This window comes from Paenibacillus sp. FSL R7-0345 (assembly GCF_038595055.1).
GTDB lineage: Bacteria > Bacillota > Bacilli > Paenibacillales > Paenibacillaceae > Paenibacillus_AQ.
The window spans coordinates 5,913,916-5,937,781 of sequence record NZ_CP152002.1; the positions used below are offsets into that span (position 1 = coordinate 5,913,916).

Below are 23,866 nucleotides of genomic sequence, written 5' to 3' on the forward strand. Positions count from 1 at the left end.
CTCTTGTTACAACACTTCTGCGAGCGTCACATTATCTATTACAATCTGGTTGCCGGCGCTGATCGCCGTGTTCGTTGCCTGGCTGTTGCCCGTAATCAGCCCCATCAGGAACACCACATGCACCAAGGTGTCCGTTCCGCCGTTCATAGTGAAGGTATAGCTGTATTCCTTCATTTCACTGGTCAAAGCGACACTCTCCGCAGGCAGATACTTCGTATAATCCCCGCCTTTATGCTCGACAGCCACTTCAATCAGCCGGTCTACATCGGAGCGGGCCTGAAAGGTCAGCTTATAGGTTTTACCCTGCTCCAGCTTCAGATCAGCATAATCCACCTGTGCTCTGAAGCTTGCGTTGCCTGTTCCGGTCAGACTGACGGCCAGTTCCCCGTTCAAAGCCCGGGCAGAGCCTGTTCCGTCAAAATACTGCGTCCAGCCCGCCAGCCCCTTCGCCGCATCAAAGGTTCCGTTATCCAAAGTGCCGCTTGCCGGCTGTTCTGGTGTACTGCCGGTTACCTCGGTAATAACGATATTGTCCAGAGACAGGATATGCGCAGTGCTGTTGGCTGTTTTATCCGCACCTGCAGTGGCCCCGATCAGATAATTCAGCTTCAGCGGGCTGTTGTCAGCGACGGTAAATTGCGTACTGTAAGTCGCCCAGGTAGCAGTAACATCGAATTTTGCCTGCAGGGAAGCAGCAGAAGTACCGCTGTATTCCACGATAATCTGCCGCGGTACGGTCGATTTGGCCTTGAAGCTGAGCTCATAGGTTTTGCCGGCCTGCAGCTGGATGCCTTCCTGGTATAACTGGTTAGCCCAGGTCTGGCTGCCGGCCGAGCTGATGTCTATATTCGCAGTACCGTCCACTGCACTTAACACTGCCGCTCCGCCTTCACCGGACCACGTCCTCCAGCCGGTAGTTCCGCTGGCGAACGAGCCGTTCACCACCAGATTGCTGCCTCCGGCCAGAATCAACTGTGTGACCGCTGCAGAGACATACCCTTCCGCTTCTACCGCAATGGTATAGCTGCCTTCTGCCGGGAAAGCTGCGGCATTAATCGTAATCACGCCGGGCCCAATGCTGTATTGCGCCGGAGTAAGTGCTGCTTCATTCACTTTAACGGCCTGAATTTTGCTGCGCCAGGCCTCATTGTCTGTAAATTGAAGCTCAATCGGCTGTCCCGTGCGGTTATTGCTGCTGTCAGCAAACAGCTCCTGCGGCTTGGCCGGGGCACCTTTGATTTCGAATTTCACATTATCAATAATGACATCATGTGCACCCGGTATACTGACGCCATCTACCTTGCCCAGGAGGAATTTCAGCGAAAGTGTATCCTTTATGCCTTGGCGGAATTCGTATCTGTAATGGCCGCCTTCCGGTGTCACTTCAACGAGCTTAGTAAGCGAGGCTGCATACGACGCATTCTCTACGTTCACGCCGATCTTACGGGCAACAGTAGATTTGGCATCAAACTCAATGACGTATTCCGCTCCTGCTGCTGCCTTCAGTCCGTTCTGGAACAGCATTACGGAGTAGTTCTGGCTGCCGGTATTGGTAATGCTGAATTTGGCTGCACCGTCCGTTACCGCAGCCGTGCTTTGTCCGCCCTGCTCACTCAGCAGGCGTTCCCAGCTGCTGAAGCCGAAGCTGAAATCCCCGTTCACCAGCGGATAGTAGACAAGTGACGGATCATAATAGGTGCTGGTCCGCAGCAGCACGAAATTATCGAGCTGCACTGCGCCAGAGGCGCCGCCGAGCCGGAGGACAAACTGGCCCTCATGGTCGGTGACTCCGGCCAGTCCCTTGAATTCGGCACTGATCTCCTGCGCTCCTGCCGCAAGCTGCACTTCCTTGGATGCATATACTGCGCCGTCTTTGCCTAGCAGCTCAATCACGGCTGCCCTGGCGGAAGATGCCGTTGCGTCAAAGGTCAGCTTGTAATCCTGGCCGTTCACCAGGTAGATGCCTTTCTGCAGCAGCTGTACATCGGCTCCTGCTGCGCCGCTGCCCGTAATCTGCAGCTGCAGATGCCCATCTCCGTCCACGGCGCTGCTGACTTGCGCCCCGCCGGATGCGGCGGTATGCCAGAAGCCCAGACGGTCAACTCCGCCGAGGTCGAAGGTGCCGTTGTACAGATGATTGCCGCTGCCCAGCGGCGTTTTGGCACTGTCATGCTCGAACGGAATGCTATCGATCTCTTCCAGCCGGGCATTGCCCAGCCACACCGGGGATGTATTCGTACCCAGGTTGAACTCAACCCGCGCCGCGATATCGGAATTCTCCTTCATCTGGAACATCGTTTCATAGTGAGTCATCGTCCCGGTCAGCTCAGCCTTGAGTCCCCGCGAGTAAGCCTGAAAGCCGCGCGATTCCCCGCCTGTCAGCCTGACATTGATACTCCGCTCCGTGTCTGTTTTGGCGTCAAAGCTGAGCTTGTAATATCTTCCTTTAGCCAGCGATACAATGGCCTGCGGCTGAATGGAGTAAGAATTTCCGCCGGCGCTGCTGATATCCACCTTCAGGAAATTTTGACCGCCGACCGGTTCAAGGCTCACCGCTGCTGCAGCTCCTGCTTCCTTGTACAATACCCAATGTGCTGTATTCGGAATGCCCATGCCGGCATCCCCTTCCTTCTGCTCGGTGAAGCCGTTGTTATGAATGAGGTTGCCGTCTTCCGTTGGAGCCAGGGAGCCTTCCAGATACGGCTCCTTCGCAATCGTTACCGGCACCGGCTCACGGTATTCCCGCCCGGTCAGCTCATATACCCGTACATAATCGACGGACATCGACTGCGGGAACACCGTCTCTGGAGTCGGATTGCCGTCAAAGTTACCGCCTACGGCCAGATTCATCAGGAGATGGAACTCCTGATTAAAAGGTGCCGGGTAAGCATTATTCGCCGGCTGGCCGACGCTGATGCTGTACCAGTCATTTTTGGTCTGGAACAATACGCCGTCCACGTACCAGCGGAGCTCTCCCGGCTCCCATTCTAGGGAATAAGTATGGTAGTCGGCGATGGTTCCATTATCCGGGAAAACATATTCTTTGCCGGAATATACATTATCCGGCCAGAAGCCGCCGTAATGAATGGTACCGGCAACGGTGTCCGGCCGGCTGCCCCAGCCCTCCATAATATCAATCTCACCTGAAGCGGCCCAGTTTCCGTACTCATAATTCTCCGGCAGCATCCAGATTGCCGGCCACATGCCTTTGCCGGTCGGCGCTTTCGCCCGGATATCAAACTTACCGTACTTCTTGCTGAACAGTCCTTTGGTCTTGATCCGCGAGGAGGTATAGTCCTTGCCGTTCACTGCTTCTTTGCGGGCAGTAATAACCAGATTGCCGTCTGTTTCCTTAACATTCTTCTCATCGTCGGTGTACCATTCCAGCTCGTTGTTTCCCCAGCCGGGATTGCCGACCGCAGAGCCGTCGCCCAGATCATAGGTCCACTTCTCTGGGTCAATGACGCCGTCGTTGAACTCATCGCTCCAGACCATCGTCCACTGGTCTGCGGCAGGTGTATTTGTTGGCAGTGGCGCAGGGGCCGGAGTGGCCGCCGCAGCCTTCAGCTCGCTGCTGTTGCCTTTGGCAACGGTAACACCGCCGCTGGTGACACCGTCGGCATTATTGGTTACTATTCCAAAGCTGCCGCTTCCCTGCAGGGCCGTCCCTGAAGCGTTAACGGAGAGCAGCAGCTCCGCTACTCGGGTGTTGTCTGCCAGTGTAATCCGGCTAGGTGTATTGATGGTAAGTTTGCCCAGCTTACCGGAGAGATTAAGCACCAGGCTGCCTGTCTTGTCATCCGCTGTGCTGACTGCATTGAATTCCCCTTTCAGGGTTACTGTCTTGGCTCCCGGGCGGAGCTCGACATCAGTAAAGCCTGCTCCGGTCAGATTGCCTTCCTCCAGCGTTGCCCCGGAAGCCAGCTGTACAGCTCCAACTGCCGTACTGCCGGCGGCATACAGGCGGATGCTTCCGGCCGGTTTCGCCACTTCTGCCTTTCCAAGCTTGCTGTTCTGCAGGCTCACGCTATGTTCTCCGCCTCCGCGGATGTAAGTCATGCCTTTTACCTCTACCCCGTCCAGCAAGGCATTTCCTTCACCAATACCCTCAGAGAGATAAAGGTTTCCTTCAACAACCGTATTCTGCAAAAGAATATCCGCACTGCTGAGCACAACATTCCCCTTCACTGTTCCCAGAGTAGTCTCGCCCGCAGAGGTAACCAGCCCTGCGATCATCAGATCTGTAACCCGGGCCAATTCCGCGCGGGTGATAGCACCGTCCGGCTTGAATAAGCCCCCGGGATAACCCTGCATATAACCTGCTGCAGTAAGCGCCGTCACCGCTTCAGACAACTGGCTGTCAGCAGAAGAAGCCAGATCAGTATATACTGCCGATGACTTGCCCGACTCCAGCTTAAAAATCTTCTGCAGCGCCACAGCCGCTTCTCCGCGGGACAGATTCGCGGAAGGGTGAATCCTGTTGTCCCCGTCTGCACTCAAATAACCGGCAGCGATGGCCTTGGCAATGTCCCTTGTAAACCAGAGACTGCCGGCGGCATCAGAAGGAAGTGCTGTTGACTCTGTTTTGTAATGGAACAGGCGGTTTATCATTACTGCGAATTCCGCCTTCGTAATCTGCTTATTCGGCCGGATGGTTCCGTCCCCGTAGCCGCTCATAACGCCGATTTCACTCCAGCGCTGCAGTGACCCGGCAGCCCAATGATCCGGCTTCAAATCAGTAAACGCTTTCAAATTACCTGCTGCAGCGGACTGCTGGACATTAGTGTCCGGCGTAACGGATGCAGCTGCTGCTGACATGGCCCCGCCCCCCATAGGTGCCAGCAGGCCTGTCGCAAGTACAACGGCAGCAATCGCTGCCGAAACATTCTTTTTCATCCTCTGTTTTCCTCCTCGGGTTTCGGTCTTCCTGAATCAAAAAGTCGAAATCGGTTTCGTCTCAATCATGCACCAGCCCCCGTAATAACCGTTGACTTGCTTCAGGAAGTTGAATAGACTTAACTGTAACTATTTGGAGTACCGGACAAGGCTTAAAATGCAGTAAATAACGTCCGTTCGGCAGTTTTCCGGTCAGGGTCATTATGAAGTGGAGGGTCGATTAGTTATGCAGGTGAATATCAAAAAAATTGCCGAAATGGCCGGAGTTTCCGTATCCACTGTTTCGAAAATCATGAATAATTACAATGATGTTTCCGAAAAAACAAAACAGAGAGTCCTGGAAATTATCGAACAAACCGGATACTCACCCTCTAATTCCGCCAAAACACTGGCCACCAAAAAGTCCAATCTGATCGGTGTCATTTTTGCCGGTGAGCTCAATGTGGAAATCACGCATCCGTTTTTTGTCGAGGTGCTGAACTCGTTCAAGAAGCAGATGGGCGTACTTGGTTACGATCTGATTTTCTTTTCCAACGAAAAATTTGTCAGCGGCGGAGATTACTACTCCCGGTGTGTGCATTTTCATGTAGACGGCTGTGTCATCATTTCCGGGGAGAAAATGGAGCCGGCCATCCGCGACCTGGATATGAGCAGCATCCCCTGTATCGGTGTTGACCTGGAGCTTAAAGGCAGCAAGTCGGGATACGTGATGTCCGACAATTATCAGATCGCTTCCAAGGTGGTGGAGCATCTGTATCTGCTGGGGCACAGAGAACTCGGCTTTATCGGCAGTACCGGCGATTCTGACATTTCCAATCAGCGTGAGGCCGGATACGTCAAGGCGATTGAGAGCTTCGGCCTGTCTCTGAATATGGGCTGGTTCGTTCATGGTGATGACTTTTTTGAGACAAGCGGCTATGCAGCCATGCAGCAGCTGATTCAAGGCGGCAGTCTGCCAAAAGCGATTTTTGCCGCTTCGGACCTACTCGCTCTCGGAGCCATCCGCGCGCTGAAGGAGTATGGGCTGCGCGTTCCTGAGGATGTAGCCGTCATCGGCTGCGACGATATCGAGGCCTGCAAATATACCAGCCCTACGTTGACCACGATCCGCCAGAACAAGGAGCGCCTCGGCGTGCTCGCCGCCCACATGCTGTTCGACCTGATCAACAACCAGTCCGAGGGCGGCTCCTTCGTCGTCGAGCCCGCGCTGATCGTCCGCGAATCCTGCGGCAGCGGTCTGCGGGGCTGAGGCCGGGGTCGCTGAGCCAAGCTCTGCGGGCGGCCCGGCGGTTGCCGCTCGGCGGCAGGCCGAACGCTACTTGGCAGCAGGCGGTTCGCCGCTTCGCAGACGCTTACTACATGTGCAAGGCATACTAAGTGGAAATTCGACACTTAGTTCTCCAGCAAAAGCCCTAAAATGCATTTTAGTTGGAAAAATGCTACTTAAATGTTTAGAATTCACCGCTAGCAGGCAGGATTGGCCGAATTAAGTGTGCTTTTTCCAACTAGTTACTCAGAAGTACAGAAAAACCGCAAAATAAGTAGCAAAATTCCAACTAAACTAAACCCGGTAACACCTTGCCAGCTTAATAGCCATCGCAAATATAAAATTTCCCCAAAACGCTAGACTACACCAGCCGGGCATGCATGCCTGCCACCTGCATCTGTAACTACAACAGGATTTACTACGCCACTATTCACATTATCTACGCCGTACTTATCACAGCAACGACCGCATACCTGCACCGGATTTGTTAAAGGAACTAAAACGCCACGGCATCCGCCCATACCTGCCACATCAATACTCGCAACACCTTTTTCCAGCGTCTAACCCGCTTTGGTTACAGTACTTATCACCGCACAAAAGTAACCACTATGCTGTACTTGCCGCAGCACTTACCGCTACAGCAACACCGTTCACCACACAACAAACGCAGCAACTACGCCCTAATTCTTAGCACCACCCTAAGTACCTTTTTCTACTTGTGATCGCACAGAATTCAACTTCCCTCCTTCTCCTGTTACGAGCAGCAAACTTCGAATACTTTCGATTTCCATGCCCATTTAAGCGCCGAAAATAGCCCGATTTTATAAATAGGGGTTACTTAATTGACGAAAACGTTTTCGATAATATAATCTCTCATTTTATGCAGGCATTCAAGGTACCGTTTTTCCGGTTTCGGGTACGATTTTTCGGTTCTTCCGGGGAAAAAGAGGGAGGAAACATAGACGGATGGACAGCGAAAAATGCCCCTTACCGGATTTTAGTGAATACGGCAAGGGGCTAACCCGGCTTATAAGTTACCTAAACAGCAAGCTAATTATAGGCTATAAAACTTCCGGCGGCGCCACCTGTTCATCCAGCTGGAGCTCCGTCAAAATACCGGCATGCGCCAGTCCGGCGCCGAAGCCATAGAGCAGAACACGCTCCCCGCTCTGCACCTTTCCTTCACGGATACCAAGATCGAGTGCAAGCGGAATACTTGCGGCAGAGGTATTGCCGAAATACTCCAGGCTGTACAAAGCCTGTTCCAATGGATAATTTAGCCGCTCACAGACCGGTTCAATGATCCGCAGGTTGGCACTGTGCGGAATAAACCAGTCTACCTGCTCGAGTGTTGCTCCTGCACTGTCCAGCACCTGCTGCACGCCATGCGGAACCGTGCGGACCGCCCATTTGAACACTTCCCGGCCGTTCTGCACCAGCTTGCCTGAACCTCCAAGCTCCACACCATTAACCGAATGTGACAGACCCGTGCGGTAAACATGATGCGCTCCGCTGCCGTCACTGCCGAGATAATAGCCGAGGAAACGGTCCTGCTGCTCATCTGCTTCTACAAGCACCGCCCCAGCCCCGTCCCCGAACAGGATACAGGTGCTGCGGTCGCTGTAATCGGTAATTTTCGATAAGGCATCCGCTCCGACAACGAGCACTTTGCGGTGCAATCCTGAAGCTACGTAGGCATGGGCAGTATGCAGGCCATATACAAAACCTGCGCAGGCTGCGCTCAAATCCACCGCCCCTGCTGTCAGCGGAATGCCAAGCCTGTGCTGGATGATGGAAGCTACCGAGGGAAAAGAAAAGTCCGCCGTGCTGGTAGCCACAATCACCATATCAATATCCGCTGCAGATTTTCCGTAACGGGTCAGCAAATTCCGGACAGCAGCCACACAAAGATCACTGGTGTACTCATCCTCCCGGCTGATTCTGCGCTCACGGATTCCCGTCCGCTGGACAATCCACTCATCATTCGTTTCCACCATTTGCTCCAGATCACTGTTAGTCAGTCTGCGGACCGGAACATAAGAACCGATGGCTGAAATTTTTGCACCCTTCATTTTCTGATCACCTCGTATAATATATTTAATAGTATCTGATATTAGTACCTGGTACTAAGTATATCTCTTCCTCCTTCTATTTGCAAAGCAAACGATTAGAATTCACTTAGTAATCATTTACACATATTTGAGCCCGATTTGACTGGCAGTAGTATTTTATACATGATCTGAATTAATGATTATAGCCGGAATAATACAGCTGAAGCTATATTTAAATAGTATTAATTTCCATTTATAAGCGAAGGGAGTACCAAAAACTACGAATTACGAGTTTATCATTACATTATTTTCATGCCAAAGGCAGAACTGGGGCATTGGTACTCTGTTCCATAGTTTTAGCGATATCGATTGGTATTATCCCGCTCTGTACCAGCTTCACTTTGCAGCTTATCAACTCTATAATCATTGGATTCGCTATGGGACTGGCGATACCTCTCAGTAATACTGTTGTTGCGGATAGTGCGGATCCGGAAGAACGGTCCATCACCATTGCATCAGCCAGACAGTAAACAGAATTGGACAATTACTAAGCCCGATCATTTTCGGCATATTTTCGCAGAATCCGGGCGTCCATTCTTCTTTCTATCTTGGCGGCTCTCTCCTGCTGCTTATCTCTATAGTTGTTATTTATTTACTGCTGCTCGGAAATAAAAAAGAGGTTTTACAGGATGAAAATGGAGTTGGACTATAAAAAAGAACCATGGCCTCATATGAGGCCACAGCTCCGATTAATCTTGTTATACAGTTAACCTTTACTGGACTATGAATCCTCTACTTATCCGCGTACTGCCTCAACCTGTTCAATCAGTTTTTCCGGTTTGGCCGTGTTTCTGGAGCGGCAGTTCAGGATTTCTACATTCTCGCCACTCTCAATATAAAAGGCAGGCCCTTCGTGATTCGCGACCGTCACATGCTGAAACTTTACATACCTTACGTTGCCGAGGAAAAAGCCCCTCTGCTTCATATCCGCAAGCCCCGCCATCATATCCGGCTGTCCGGGCACAGCATCCTCAGCCATGGAAATATCGATATCGGTAAAGCTGATTTCCGAAACATACTGCTCGGCCAGCCCATACAAAAAGCCTGCGGCGGCATGGACATTACGGGCGGTAATATTGGCAAAATGTATCCGCCGGAAGCACGGCGTTTCATCCGTCACCGGATACGGCTGTTTATCCCAAACGTATTTGTCTTCCCCCCTCGGCCCGCAAAAATAGTACAGGTTCATCGTAAACGGGCAGATCACGCCCTCCATCACGATATTACTGACCCGAATATCCTCAATCGTTCCGCCGCGCCCGCGCCGCGACTTCATGCGTATGCCGCGGTCAGTCTCTTTAAAAACGCAGTTGCTGATCGTCACATTGCGGATGTCTCCGCTCATTTCACTGCCCAGCACGACCGCTCCGTGCCCGTGCACCATGGTGCAGTTCGTGATGGAGATATTCTCACAGGGGATTCGCTCCGCTGTATCTTCGGTTCCGGCTTTGATAGCGATGCAATCATCGCCTACATCTATGTGACAGTTACTGATCCGCACACCGGAGCAGGATTCCGGGTTAATGCCGTCCGTATTCGGTGAATCCGCCGGATTCAGGATGTTGACATTGTCGATTGTCACGTTGCTGCAGACAATCGGATTGACCGTCCAGCTCGGTGAATTGAGCAGGGTGATATCTTTCACCGTAACCCGGCTGCAGCGGTTCAGGCCGATCAGTGTCGGCCGCGGATATTCCAGCTCCTCCGGATGCTCCCGGAACTTGCTCCACCAGGGAGCTCCATTTCCCTGCAGCGTTCCGCTCCCGGTAATAGACACATTCACGGCATCCTCCGCATAGATGCAAGGGGAATGCACCTCACGTCCGACGCCTTCCCAGCGGGCCTCCACCGCGGGGTAGTCTGCCGGATCGGTGCTGAAGCTCAGCACCGCCCCTGGACTTAAGTGCAGCTCAATATTGCTGCCAAGCCGTACAGCTCCGGTATGAAAGGTGCCAGCGGGAACATAAACCGTCCCACCCCCATCCCGGATGGCAGCTGCAACCGAAGCAGCAATAGCTTCAGTCGCCGCCGCGCTGCTGTCCCGCCGCGCTCCAAAATCCTCAATATTGTACAACTTCTATCTCCCCTTTCCTTAATTCGCAAATCTGATACACAGTTTGTGATATCACCATTAAAGATCTGGCCGAAAATCCAAAAAAGTTTGGACTTCCGGCCGTTGTTGGTTTTGTTTCTTTTCAATTCAAGATTTCCAATTCCTGCCACCAGCCGCTTACTCCGTACCGCCAGTCGTCACCCCGTACAACGACTCCATTTCCACACAAGCCATCACCAGCGCCCCAACGCCGTGAAGGTCATTGCTTACTTTTGGTCGGGTCACGTAATTCTCGTAATCCCCTGCCGAGGTGCCGATGCAGATATCCGGCAGAATCAGCCGTCCCTGTTCATCCTCCTGCAGCACCTTAATTAGGCCTTCGTAGCCTTTCCGGGCAGCTTTCATAGCCGCTGCCTCATCAGTCGCAAGGCCGAGCTTTACGGCCTTGGCAATCGTATACACGAACAGACATGACCCGGAAGTCTCCAGCCAGTTGTCCGGCTCATTGCCTTTATCAACCACCTGATACCAGAGTCCGCTCTCCTTATCCTGATAACGGGTCAGCGCCTGTACGAATTCGCCGAGTGCAGCGGCAAGCTCTGCCCGCCCCGGCTCCTCCTCTGGCAGCAGCGTCAGAAACTGTGACAGCGCCAGCCCGTACCAGCCGAGTGAACGGCTCCAGAACTCGGGAGAGCAGCCGGTCTGCGGATTCGCCCAAGGCATGCGTCTGCTCTCATCCCAGGCATGATATAAGAGCCCCGTTGTCTCATCCTTCATATATTTACGCATCAGCCTCTCCTGATGCAGCACCGCCTGCCGCAGCTCCGGCTCGCCATAGGCATCCGCATACTTCAGCGAGAACACCCCGGCCATATACAGGCCGTCAAGCCACATCTGGTAAGGATATTTATCCTTATGCCAGTATCCGCCCTCGGCCGTCCGGTTGACGGTCCGCAGCAGATTCCGCAGTTTGTCTGCGGCAGTCTTGTACTTCGCAAAGCCGGTCCGCTCATGCAGCGTGAACAGCAGCAGCCCCGCCTGAACCGCATCCAGCTCGTCACGGGCAAAATAAAGATTCCCATGCTTATCCACCAGATCATCCACATACTCCTGAATGTAGGCTAGATAACGTTCTTCACCTGAAGCAGACCACAGCAGCTCCATCCCGCACAGGAATACGCCCTGATGGTAGTGCCAGCGGTGGGCAGGAGGAAGCTCTCCCGCCCGGTAAGTATCCATTAATGAATCACAGGCCTTGCGGGCCCATTCCATCGGTGTTGCCGGCAGACTGCCTATCATCCTTCATCTTCCTTTCCTTAACCCTTCATTGAACCGAGCATAGCCCCTTTGGCAAAATGCTTCTGCAGGAACGGGTACACCATCAGAATCGGCAGTGTCGCTACCACGATAACAGCCATTTTGATCGACTGGTCCGGCGGAGGAACAGCCGCATCCAGTGTGGAGCTGTGATCCATCCCGCTGGCCAGGACAACAATCTGCCGCAGCAGAACCTGAATCGGCCATTTGGCACTGTCATCCAGATACAGAATCGCGGTCATATAGGTGTTCCAGTAAGTCACCGCGTAGAACAGGGAAATCGTAGCAATCGCCGGCATCGACAGCGGCAGCACGATCCGGAACAGGATGCCGAAGTCGTTACAGCCGTCGATTTTGGCGGATTCCTCCAAGCCTTCGGGGATGTTCTGGAAGAAGTTTTTGAGAATGATCATGTTAAACGCACTGATCGCCGACGGCAGGATAAGCGCAGCATAGGAATCGATCAGCCCCAGCTCTTTTACAACCAGGAACGTCGGAATCATCCCGCCATGGAACAGCATCGTGAACACAACCAGGAAGTTAACCACATTGCGGCCGTCGAGATCTTTTCTGGAGAGCCCGTAAGCCATCAGCGCCGTAATGAACATACTGAACAATGTACCAATCAGCGTAATGCCGATCGAGACACCCATTGCTTTGAAGATCGTATTCGTGGAAAAAATAAATTTATATGCCTCCAGACTCCACACCTTCGGAATCAGCACAAACTTGCTCGCCGCGATCTCCGCACTTGTCGTAAAAGAGCCCGCCACCACATGCACGAACGGCAGCACGGTAATCAGCGCAATCAGCGCCAGCAGCGTAAAGTTAATAGCGGCAAAAACTCTCCCGCCCAGCGATCTGTCCTCTACCATCTTTCATTCCTCCCGCAGTCTCTCAGTAACTTAATAAACGCCTTCTTCGCCCATTTTTTTGGACAATTTGTTAACAGACATAACCATAATAAGTCCGATTATCGACTTGAAGAATCCGATAGCCGTACTGTAACTGAACTGTCCTTGTCTTAGTCCTGCGGTATAGACATACGTATCGATAATTTCCGCAACATTCCGGTTCATGGAGTTCAGCATCAGATAGACATGCTCGAAGCCAAGATCCAGTACGGAACCAATTTTCAGAATAAGCAGAGTAATGATGACACTCCGGATCGCCGGAAGCGTGATATGCCAGATCTGCCGTATCCGTCCCGCTCCATCCATGCGCGCAGCTTCATACAGCCCCGGGTCAATAGCAGCGATCGAAGCCAGATAAATAATTGTGCCCCAGCCCGCTTCTCTCCAGATAATTTGGATGATGTACATCGGCCGGAACCAGCCCGGATTCAGCAGGAAGTTCACCTGTTCGAAGCCAAAGTAACTCAGCAGCTCGTTAATAATCCCGCCGTCCATCGTAACCATAACGTAGGTAATGGAGACGATGATAACCCAGGACATGAAGTGGGGCAGATAAACCAGCGTCTGGAAAAACCGTTTGAAAAAGCTGCCTCTAAGCTCATTCAGCATCAAGGCCAATATAATCGGCACCGGAAAATAAAGCAGAATATTCATGGCGAACAAAATGAGCGTATTGCCGAGAATCTTCAAGAAATCCGGCTCGGTGAACAGGCGCTTGAAATGCTCCATCCCAACCCATTCACTGCCTGTAATCCCCTGGTAAGGCTTATAATCCTGAAAGGAAATAATCAGGCCGTACATCGGCAAATATTTAAAAAGCACGAAAAACAATATACCCGGTATCAGCATGATGTACAGATACTTGTTTCTCCATAGCCGCTTTTTAAGCTCACTGCTGCTCTTGTAGCTTTTGGGCTTTAGCTTGGAGACCGTACCCGGCTGAGCGGTAACATCCTGCATAGTTCTCTCCCTTTCTGTTTCAATCTCTTATCTTTTAAAAGAAGGCCGGCGAAACGGCTCGGCTTCGCCAGCCTTCAGTATCACGCGATGCCCCGTAGGACGCTGTTCAGGAGCTCCGCTTATTTTTTATAGACTGCGTTGTACTCCTCGATGATGGCCGAGCCGCCGCGGCTCTTCCAGGACTCTACTTCTTTTTCAAAACCGGCTTTGTCCAGCTGTCCATAAATATAGTTGTAAGTAGCATCCGTAATAATCTGCTGCAGCTCTACGCCCTTCGACGTATAAGTGGCAGAATCCAGGGCGGCAGTCGGGTCAGCCACACCTACCTTCACATTTTCAAGAAGCAGCTCTTCCGCATGAATCCGGCCAGGCAGCACGTTATAGCTCTGGTACATGCCGTTGGTTTCGGACTCACCGATTACGCTATCCTTGTAGCCTTTGACTTCGCGTTCGATCAGCTCTTTGTCGTCAGTAGGTTTAGCCTTGCCGTCTACAACGGTATAGTGGGTACCTTCAATACCCCAGTACATCAGGTTGGATACTTCAGGGGTCATCATTTTGTCATAGAAGGCGAGAATGCTCTTCAGCTCAGCTTCATCTTTAACCGCAGATTTCGGGAACAGCACTACGTTGTTGTAGCCTGGAATCATCCACTGGGCGAACTTTCCGTCCGGTCCGGCAACCATACTATGCGTATCGAGCACGGCATCCGGGAAGTTTTTGATCAGATCCTTGTTCAGGGTGTCGATGTCCTGCATCGAGCCGCCGATGTACAGCCCGGCTTTGCCGCTGACGAACATATTTACGGCATCTGTCTTACTTGTAGCTGCAAAGTCTTTGTTCATGTAGCCGCCGTCACGCAGCTTTTTGAAGAAATCCATCGTATCGATGTATTGCGGGAAGGTGAAATCCGGTGCCAGCTGGCCGTCCTTCTCGCCCCAGGTGTTCGGTGTGCCGAACCAGGCGGAGATGGTTTTGAAAGCGCCGTAGACCAGCTCGTTACGGTCCACAACGCCGATGGTGTCTTTTTTACCGTTGCCGTCAGGGTCCTTCTCAGTAAAAGCCTGCGCCATCGCGAACAGCTCATCCACGTTAGCCGGAGCCTGCAGGCCCAGCTTATCCGCCCAGTCCTTGCGGTAGATGATACCCTGGCGGGCCAGCGGCCGTCCGATGTACAGGGTGTAGAGCTTGCCGTCTACTTTGGTGTTATTGAGAATTTCCGGCTTCAGCTTGTTGAGGTTCGGGAATTCGCTCAAGTAAGGGCCGATCTCCCAGAACTGTCCGTCCTTGATCGCTTCTCTCATCTGTACGAACGTGGTCTGGTTCTTCAGGTACGTTACCTGCGGCAGCGAGCCGGTGGCAAAGGAGGAGTTCAGCTTTTCTTCATAAGTATCGGCCGGGAAGAACTGGTAGGTCAGCTTCGTATTGGTCAGCTTCTCCAGCTCGGTCTTGATCGTATCCGGCGGGGTTTCCGCTGTATTCAGCGGGAGCATAATTTTGATTTCTGTCGGCTTCTCCGGCTCTGGCGCCGGTTCTGTAGTTGCGGCCGTGGTTGTGTTCCCGCCGCTCGTGCCTGGATCTTTAGTAGCCGCCGCTTCATTTCCGCTGTTGTTGTTGCCGCACGCTGCCGTCAGCATACTGAATGTCAGCAGTGAGCTGAGAAGCAGGGTGAAGGATTTTTTTGTCATACCTGTTTGACCTCCGTTTGGCTTGTAATTGGTTACACGCCTCACACTACAGCCCCGGCCAGGTTACGAAAACAATCATTTACTCATTATGGGGGCTTTTGGAGGGGAGTCTGGGGAAATGATTATCGGGTGATGGGGGCGGATAAGGTTTGTTTAAAAGCTATTGGGTGACGCTATTCGCTGCTGCGGGGAATGTTTGAACTTCCGGCCGCTGTTAGGTTTGGATTTCCTCATTTAAACCGCTCTTCGCGGTAGAAATCCAAACCTAAAGGCGGACGCTACCGCTCCTTCAGTTCCAAACTTCCCCTCCACTGCTCCCGCCTTCCCGGAAGTTTCCTCTCACCTTATCCGGGTGAAGGGAGGGCAAGGCGGTTCCCGCCGCTTGGATTTGCGGCGGGGAAATGCTGCGGGCGGGGCGATGAAGCCAAGGCAAAGGTCAGAAGAGCACGAATGCAAGTTTGTTTAACCGATCTGTGGAGATAGTTGTGCGATATACAGTTACGTAGTGCAGGGACTGGGTTTGGTGCTTTATGTGTTGAACACACTAATCCCTTGGCTGCTGATCCATTAGCACCCTGGTGCTGCTCAGAGTATAAGTCAATGTTACTGTGAAATCCCATACCCCCGATGCTTGCACTCACTCCGCCAGTCTAACGGAATCAGATGACGTTATTTCCGGGATTTCGAAGTCTCGCAGAGTTTAACGGACACCAGAGACGCTATTTGCTGCTGAAAGGTCCATTTTGCTGCTTTTCACCATGAATAGCGTCATCTGAGTCCGTTAGAAATCCAAAACGTGCGCAGAGCACCGGATAACGTCTCCTGGGTCCGTTAGAATTAGCGAAGCTCCCAGGAACAGAGCCAGACGCATTCATGGCAGCCTTCCGGTCCATTGGCCACTCGTGACACTCTAATAAACAGCGCCAATGTCAGACTCTCTGCCCTTGGCATCCGCCCCGCCAAAACACAGCCTTGCACCGGGCAATGCTGCGGGCGAGACGGATGAGGTGAGGCAAAGAACAGAAGAGCACGAAAGCAAGTTTGTCCTCTGCCCTAAAACCCCAAAAAAGCAGAACAGGGCCACTCCCATAAAGGGAGCACCCTCGCTCTGCTAATCTTTAATGTTACTTACCGGCCCCATACTTCTGCGCATTTCCCACAAGAAGATTGGGGCCCAGCCGAATTTCAAGCTCAATTATACTGCCTCGCCTAACCTCACCCCAGCTGCATCGTAGTCACACAAGTATCATTCTGCTCAAAGGTCGAGATTTCCGACTCTGCCTTTTTGCCGTCCTGCTCAATAGTAACGTTGTACGTTTTATCCCGCGGCAGCCACAGATCGATGAAGCCGTTAGGCTGGGACTTTACGGTCTGCTTGTCCATCACTTGATTGCCCTCGGCATCCTGAACCGATACACTGAACTCCTCCTCTGTCATTTCCCCCTGGCACCCGGTCAGACTGTGTATGGCGCATGGATGCGTCTTGTTTACATAAGGGGCAATGGAGACAATGAACTCGTCCTCCGGCAAGCTGTAGCTGGCAGACTTTCCGTCTGCTTCCTTCACAATAAGCTGTGTAGATGAAATGGATGCTGATTCAGCGGTCAGGCTGCGGCTGCTGTAATCCTGCACCATCTGTTTCAGGGCTGCTGTATCTGTGGAAGCGTCTGAAGCTGCACCTTCCCGGCTGCCATTCCCCGCGTACAAGTAGGCCCCTGCAGCAATAATTACTGCTAACCCGGCAGTCAGCACGACTGTCTTTTTCATGGAATAATCATCCTCCTGTCCCTATTATTATAGTCCAGCCAGTGCACCCGCAAACTAGACGAATCTATGACAAAAATACATCATCTATACCTGTCTGTTCACTGCTCCGCATTACCTGCTGCTCTCCGCTCCGGCCAGCGCGTGTGCATATTCCTGCATAATCAGAGCGCCGCCGCTTGATTTCCACTTTTCCACTTCCGCATTGAAAGCTGCTGCATCCATATTGCCGATAATATAGTTGTAGGTGGCATCCGTAATAATCGTCGACAGCTCGACGTTCTTCTCATCATAGGTCGGGGAGCTGAGCGTCAGCGTCGGATCGTCCACAACAAACTGCTCATTGTCCCGGCTGAGCTGATCGGCCAGGGCGGTCAGCTGCTCTTTTTGCGCGACCTCCAGAATGTTCTTGTTGCTGATATCAGCGATCATCAGGGAATAAAGCGGATTGACCTCGTTGACCCGCAGCTGTGAGGTTTCCTCAGGCAGGATCACCTTGCCGTTCTCCAGCTTGTAATGGCGGCCTTCGATCCCGTACATCATCAGATTGGCCACATCCTTATCCATACTCCTGTCAAAAAAGTGCAGTACCTCCTTCAGCTCCTGCTCGGTCGCAATCGCCTTCCGGGAGAACAGGTACAGTCCGTTATAGTTCGGTATCGACCATACCCTGTACCCTTCCGGGCCTTTAATCCGGTTAATGAGCGTAAGCTCAGCCTGCGGGTTGATGGCCTGGGCTTCAATCGAAAGCCGCTGCACATCCGTCATACTGCCAATGAAAATCCCGGCCGTGCCGCGGATAAATTTATCGCGCTGGACCTCCTTGCTGGTCAGGGCAAAGTCGCGGTTAATGATTTTTTCTTCATATAACTTATGCATAAAGTTCATCGTGTCCATATACTCACGCGTAGCAAACTCCGGGATGAACTGCCCGTTCTCCAGCTTCCAGTTATTAGGTGCGCCGAAGTAGGAGCTCAGTGTTTTGAAAACCCCGTAGACAAGGTCGTTGCGGTCCACCAGCCCGATCGTGTCCTGCTTGCCGTTGCCGTCGGGGTCATTGTAGGTGAACTGCTTCATCACCTCATACAGCTCATCCAGCGTCTGCGGTTTACCGAGCTGCAGCTGATCCAGCCAATCCTGGCGGATAATAATTCCCTGTCTCGAGGAAGGGCGCTCCGTATACAGGCCGTAAATTTTGCCGTCCACCGCTGTCTGGCTGAGAATAGCCGGGTCCAGCTGCTGCAGATTCGGAAAGTCCGCCAGATAAGGGCCGATCTCCCAGAAGGCGTCGGAGCGGACCGCATTTTTGACCAGATTATAGTCGGTGAATTTGACAAAAGTGACCTTGCCCAGCGAATTGGTCGTCAGCGCCGTGTTCATTTTATCCGAGTAGACGCCCTCGGGCACCCAGGTAATCGCCAGCTTCACTCCTGTCAGCCGCTCAATTTCGCTCACGATTTCCTTCGAAGGCTGCTGCGGAAAATGCAGCGGAGCCAGAATGGAGACCTGCGGCAGAGCCTGATCCGGCTGGGCAGAATCTGCATTACTGCATGCACCTAACACGATTAACGGGAGCAAGCCTAGCAGACAGCCATACCGGACTGCCAATCTCCGCATGAGTCCTTCAAACATTCCTGCGTCCTCCTCTTAAGCTATGTATAGTTTAATATAACTGCTAATTATTGAAAAATATTCAAACAGCAGTCATTATTAGAGAAAATGATTATTGCGGCACCAGATGATTATTGTTATTATCCTCCGTGATGCATACACTTAAAGCAGGCTGTTTCTACTAAAGAAAAGGTGTTGAATGCTGTGAAACACTTGAGCTTTTTGAGCAAATTAACGCTGTTTGCCTTTCTGATCAGCACGATTCCGGTACTGTTCATCGGTTCGTTCTCTTATCTCACATCCTTAAGTGAAATTCAAAAAAATGTTAACAAAAGCAAAATGGAGCTTATCTTACAAATTAACTCAAATGTAGAGCATAAGCTGACTACTGTCAATCAGACTTTGAATCAGGTCGTCAACTCATCAGTGCTCAAAAAAGCATTGAATAACCCGCTAAATGTAACCGATTTCATTTTATATAACGAGCTGAGAACCGAAATCCGCAACATGCAGTCCTTTGATACCAAGCTGGAGGATGTCATTCTGCTGAATCAGCGTGAGAACTGGATGATCAAAAACTCCGGGCTCTACCGCCTGAACGAATACCGCAATTATGAGCAGCTGGCCAATTTAATGAATGTGCCGGACTCGGCCTCCTGGGTGCTGAACCCTTCTTCCCTGTTCTATAGCGAGGAGAGCGTCAATGTTACCGGCTGCGATTACAGCATCAGTCTGATCAAGAAGCTGCCGACCAATAAGCTGCAAAAATACGGGCTCGCGCTCGCCAACATTCCGGCCTGCAGCCTGCAGGACTTCATCAATTCAGAGGTTGATCCGCTGGACAGCATCATTGTACTGGATGAATCGGGCCGTATTCTGCTGCATCCCGACAAAACACTGATCGGCAGTCCGGCAGCGGCCAGCGGCTTTGATGATTTTGCGCTTGTATCCGGCATGAGCAAATCAAACGGACAATTCAAGACGGTTATCGGCAAACAGGATTATTCCGTCACTTATCTGCGCTCGCAGCTGAACGGCTGGACCTATCTGTCGGTGACCTCCATTAAAGGACTGACCAAGGAATCCTCCAAAATCGGAACCTATACCCTGCTCATCTGCACCTTCATGCTGCTGCTGTCCATCCTGACTGCGTGGCTCGGTTCGCGGCGGATGTACTCTCCAATCCAGCGGCTGCTGAATCAGATGGGGCTGCGCCGTCCCGGAATCAAGGCCCGGTTTACGGACGAGTTCCAGTCCATCGGCGAGCAGATGCATCATCTGTTCCAGTCCAAATCACAGCTGGAAAAAGAGCTGAGCCAGCATACCCGGCAGGTCCGTACCTTTTTTCTGACGAAGGCCTTTCAGGGTAATCTCAAAAAACGTGAGCTGCTGGAAGAGCTGGAACAGTACGGCTACCGGCCTTTAGTGGACGACTGGGGAACAATGGCCGTCATTACGCTCAGTATCGACTATTCAGCCGAAAGCAGCTATGACAAAAAAGACCTCCATCTGCTGCTGTTCGCAGCCCATAATATGATCGAAGAGCTGGTTCCGCCGGGCGGACGGCTGGCCCCGGTTATCATCGACCACACCATCGTTACGCTGATCGGGAGCACGGAGGGTGATGCCGAAGCTTTTCACAGGACGCTCTACGCCTTCACGGAGAATCTGCAGCAGGAAATTAACAATTACCTCAAGCTGCAGGTGAGTATAGGGATGAGTCTGCCGTTCCACAACATCGATAAGCTGCCTATTGCCTACAAAGAGAGCCTGGAAGCGCTGAAATACCGGATTACACTCGGCAAGGGCATCATTATCCAATACGAAAATATCAACTCAGGCAATCATTATCTCAACCTGAACTATCCGGTGCACACTGAAAATGACCTGATGGATGCCATCAAGCTGGCGGATGCCGATAAGGCGAAGGAGCTGCTGCATAAGCTGTTCGGCTGTATCTTTAAGCCCGGGCTGTCGCCGCAGGAATACCAGATTCCGCTCAACCGGCTGCTGGGCAACATCCTGATTATGATGCAGGAGTCGGGGATCAGCCTGAATCAGATTTATCATGTGAACGGCTCGCTGTTCGAGGAGCTGACGGATCTGCATATCGTTGCCGAGATCGAGGACTGGTTCTGGAGTATTGTAATTCTGCCGATGATCAAGATTTTTCACAGCCGGCAGAATGCGCAGTATCATAACATTTCCGAGAAAATCATTGATATCGTGCAGCATGACTACGATAAGGATCTGACGCTGGAGGAATGCGCTTCGCGCCTGCATTACAATGCCAACTACATCAGCAGTGTCTTCCGCAAGGAGACACAGTATTATTTCAGCGAATACCTGGCGATGTACCGGTTCAAGATGGCCAAAAAATGGCTGGAGGAAACCGATATGCCGATCAAGGATATTGCCGCACGGCTGCGGTACAACAATTCGCAGAATTTCATCCGCTCTTTCCGCAAGCAGGAGGGTATGACGCCGGGCCAATACCGCGAGAATGCGTCATTCCGGCAGCGGGCGGTGCCAGATGATTACTAATCCGGGCAGACGAAAGCCGCCGGCAGTTCAGCATGGAATGCTGAACTGCCGGCGGCTCCTATACAATCGCTATAGACGGTAATGGACAGCCTGAGTGACTACTGCTTCACCTGTCTGCTTTTTCTCACCCGGACATACCATACCGCCGCTGCGCCAAGCAGCAGCACCAAGCCTCCGCCCGCGATGGCAATATTCTGCACCTGCGGCACGTAGACTACCAGCCGGACAGGCTCGGTATCCGCCATACTGATCCGCCAGGTCAGGGTGTTGCCTTCCTGGGTGTCTGCATTGTTAGGCCCGTACAGGTTATACGGCAGCGTCAATTTAAAATTGACCGCCAGATTCTGCAGCATCAGCCGGACCAGCGATTCCGGCACGTTCAGGCTGCCAATGCTGTCAATAATCTCATCCGTGTAGGCATTCAGCTTTGGCTGGGCCGTGACCTCATAACGCGTGTACAGCCATTTGTCTGCCTGTGCGACTTCAGTATCTATAATATCCAGACTGCCGGCGTTCTTTTGCAGCTCCTCAAACGACTTGTAGGTCTTAAAAAACTTATACTCCGTTGCTTTACCGCTTTGGCTCTTGTCCAGCTCTATGCCTGCGGCCGCCAGCTTGTCCCGCAGCACTTCCTCCAGCTTGCCGCCGGCCAGCGACTCCGCCCGTGCACTCAGCAGCATACTGAAAGCCAGCTCCAGGCTTCCGTTCTTCTTAACCGTCACATGCGCTGTTCCGCTGGCACAGCCGCCCAGCAGCAGGGCAGACAGCAGAAGCATTACCAGGCCGGAAGCGAGCAGCTTTTGCCGGAAAGCACCAGCCTGTACCTTTATCTTTTTCAACGCCATTCCTCCCGCTCTCCGTCTCCTGTCCATTATACCTGATTTACAGCCACTCTTTCTTTACTGTCGTCTTCCTTGAGGCAGCGTCTGCCGCAGATAGCAGGCCAGCTGAAGGTGCAGCAGCTGTTCCTGGCTATTAAAGGACATCCCGAGCAATTCTTCAATTTTGCGGATCCGCTGATACAGGGTGTTGATATGAATATGAAGCGCCGCTGCCGCCTGCGAGGCCGAACTGCTGCAGGCCATATAGGTAATCAGCGTCTCCTCAAGCATAGCAGCTTGTCCTTTAGCCGTACGCAGCGGCTCGAACACTTCAGCGATGAACGTTTCCAGATCCTCGGCAGGCTGCCGGATAAACAGCCGGTTGACCCCGATCTCTGCATAACGGATAACTAACAGCTCTCCTCTTGCCTTCTGGTAAGCCAGTGCTTTGTCCGCTTCCTGGTAGCTGGTATTGACCGCATCCATCCCGGCTCGGATGGAGCCCAGACCGCCGTATAGCGGCATCCCTGATTTTTTAACCCAATCTGCAATACAGGTAATCAGCTTCCGCTCCAGCTGTCCTGCTCCATAGGTTTCCGGTGAGATCAGCAGCAGTGTAACCCGACGTTCACTGCCGAAAGCCACCGGCATTACCGGAAGCGTCATGGTGTCCCGCAGAAAAGAAATCAGCTGCAGCGATATCGTACTGAGCGCCGCAGGATCAGCGGGTTCAGGAAACTCCAGCAGGCCGACCGAAATCCGGGTAGCCGGACCGATACCAACTTCGCCGGACCTTTCCCAGTACTCTCCCGATTCCTTGCTCAGCCTCAGATCATTGAAATACTGCTGCGTTTTTTTGAAGTAAAATTCAGCCAGCGACTGCTTGCGCATCAGCTCCAGCGCCAGGATCGAGCTCCCCTGCTCCAATGCCATAAGCTGCAGTGCTGTGAGCGCCCCTTCTGAACGGAGCATGAGATACCCCAGGCACTGGCGGGCGGAGGCAATCGGGTAGAGATGGAGCGAAGGTTCTTCCAGTGCACCGGGGACAACGGTCAGGTAATCCGGGGAACTAAGGGACTGGTAAAGCTTCAGCAGCCGCTGCATGCCCCACTCCTTTTCAGCCTCAGTACGCCGGGGGTGCCATTCATTATCGATAAAGTCCACAAAGGTCAGCGGCAGGCCGATGACCTGCGACAATTCGCCTACTATTGAGCCGACCCCCTTATTCTGCAGCGACAGTTTCATTAGAGAAGAATGAATTTCATCCCGCCGGATCAACGCTTTGTTCTGTTCGCTCAGATGCGCATAAAGCTTCGCATTGGTAATCGCAATGGACACCTGGTCGGCAAAGCTTTGCAGCAGCCGCACTTCGGCCCGGCCGAACAGGGGAACAGCCCCTTTTTGATAAAAAATCAGTACGCATTCGGTTTGCCCCTCTACCTTAATCGGCACCGATATAATGGAACAGACATCCTCAAATTGATAAGCTGCATACAGATGCCGCTTGTTCTCCTCGGACATATTGCCGATATCCTCTTCCAGAATGCGCATGTTGTCGTATAGGCGCGGCTCCCCCCTGACGTAGGTTTTACCGATGATCCCCTCCCCCGGCTTCATTTGCATCCGCAGCATCTCTTCGCCCATTTCCCCTGCCCGGGCTTTTACCTTAAGGGCGTCCAGTTGCGGATCATAGCTCCACAGCACACCGATGCTTTCATATGGAATCACAGCAAGCGCACTCGCCAGAATCCGTTCAAGCAGCTCTGTCAAATCCAGCAGCTGAGTGACATCCCTGATTCTGTTCATCATCTCATTAAGGGCATGCTCATGTCTGACTGCCATAAATTCGGTATAACACGGGTACAGGAGAGATGTAAGAGCCTCTAACTGCCCCCTTGCAAGCTCCCATCTTCTAAAAAT

General features: G+C 52.3%; 13 protein-coding genes. 2 read left to right on the forward strand and 11 right to left on the reverse strand.

The genetic code is table 11. The features are described from left to right. Positions 1-6: 6 nt before the first annotated feature. Entirely contained in the window at positions 7-4,896 is a 4,890-nt protein-coding gene (locus tag NST84_RS25540) for a carbohydrate binding domain-containing protein (RefSeq protein WP_342562902.1), read from the reverse strand. A 232-nt stretch (positions 4,897-5,128) separates the two neighbouring features. Here NST84_RS25540 and NST84_RS25545 point away from each other — a divergent pair, with 232 nt between their 5' ends. Beyond that, positions 5,129-6,145 carry a LacI family DNA-binding transcriptional regulator gene (locus tag NST84_RS25545; protein WP_342562903.1) on the forward strand — a complete coding sequence of 339 codons (1,017 nt, stop codon included), beginning with the start codon at positions 5,129-5,131 and terminating at the stop codon, positions 6,143-6,145. Positions 6,146-7,224: 1,079 nt separating this feature from the next. Here NST84_RS25545 and NST84_RS25550 read toward each other — a convergent pair. From NST84_RS25550 to NST84_RS25585, 8 genes are all read right to left on the reverse strand, one after another. Continuing rightward, positions 7,225-8,235 (reverse strand): ketoacyl-ACP synthase III, encoded by a 1,011-nt coding sequence (locus tag NST84_RS25550; protein WP_342562904.1) that lies wholly within the window; start codon positions 8,233-8,235, stop codon positions 7,225-7,227. 775 nt (positions 8,236-9,010) lie between these two features. Next, positions 9,011-10,348 (reverse strand): glycoside hydrolase family 28 protein, encoded by a 1,338-nt coding sequence (locus NST84_RS25555; protein WP_342562905.1) that lies wholly within the window; start codon positions 10,346-10,348, stop codon positions 9,011-9,013. A 156-nt stretch (positions 10,349-10,504) separates the two neighbouring features. Then, the gene (locus NST84_RS25560) at positions 10,505-11,626 is read right to left on the reverse strand and encodes a glycoside hydrolase family 88 protein (RefSeq protein ID WP_342562906.1); all 1,122 of its coding nucleotides are present in this window, start codon (positions 11,624-11,626) and stop codon (positions 10,505-10,507) included. 17 nt (positions 11,627-11,643) lie between these two features. After that, positions 11,644-12,519, reverse strand: a complete 876-nt coding sequence (locus NST84_RS25565) for a carbohydrate ABC transporter permease (RefSeq protein ID WP_342562907.1) — start codon at positions 12,517-12,519, stop codon at positions 11,644-11,646. Between the two features lie 30 nt (positions 12,520-12,549). Beyond that, on the reverse strand, positions 12,550-13,518 hold the full coding sequence (locus NST84_RS25570) for a sugar ABC transporter permease (protein WP_342562908.1): 969 nt from the start codon (positions 13,516-13,518) through the stop codon (positions 12,550-12,552). Between the two features lie 119 nt (positions 13,519-13,637). Continuing rightward, entirely contained in the window at positions 13,638-15,206 is a 1,569-nt protein-coding gene (locus NST84_RS25575) for an extracellular solute-binding protein (RefSeq protein WP_342562909.1), read from the reverse strand. A gap of 1,215 nt (positions 15,207-16,421) precedes the next feature. Further along, positions 16,422-16,973, reverse strand: coding sequence for a CueP family metal-binding protein (locus tag NST84_RS25580; RefSeq protein WP_342562910.1), 552 nt, complete (start codon positions 16,971-16,973; stop codon positions 16,422-16,424). A gap of 111 nt (positions 16,974-17,084) precedes the next feature. Next, the gene (locus NST84_RS25585) at positions 17,085-18,602 is read right to left on the reverse strand and encodes an extracellular solute-binding protein (protein ID WP_342562911.1); all 1,518 of its coding nucleotides are present in this window, start codon (positions 18,600-18,602) and stop codon (positions 17,085-17,087) included. Positions 18,603-18,803: 201 nt separating this feature from the next. On the opposite strand from NST84_RS25585, the gene NST84_RS25590 reads away from it, so the two are divergent. Next, positions 18,804-21,125, forward strand: a complete 2,322-nt coding sequence (locus tag NST84_RS25590; RefSeq protein ID WP_342562912.1) for a helix-turn-helix domain-containing protein — start codon at positions 18,804-18,806, stop codon at positions 21,123-21,125. A gap of 98 nt (positions 21,126-21,223) precedes the next feature. Here NST84_RS25590 and NST84_RS25595 read toward each other — a convergent pair whose 3' ends face one another. Both NST84_RS25595 and NST84_RS25600 read right to left on the reverse strand, forming a co-directional pair. Further along, positions 21,224-21,964 carry a hypothetical protein gene (locus tag NST84_RS25595; protein ID WP_342562913.1) on the reverse strand — a complete coding sequence of 247 codons (741 nt, stop codon included), beginning with the start codon at positions 21,962-21,964 and terminating at the stop codon, positions 21,224-21,226. Between the two features lie 60 nt (positions 21,965-22,024). Then, positions 22,025-23,788, reverse strand: a complete 1,764-nt coding sequence (locus NST84_RS25600; RefSeq protein ID WP_342562914.1) for a helix-turn-helix domain-containing protein — start codon at positions 23,786-23,788, stop codon at positions 22,025-22,027. Positions 23,789-23,866: the final 78 nt, after the last annotated feature.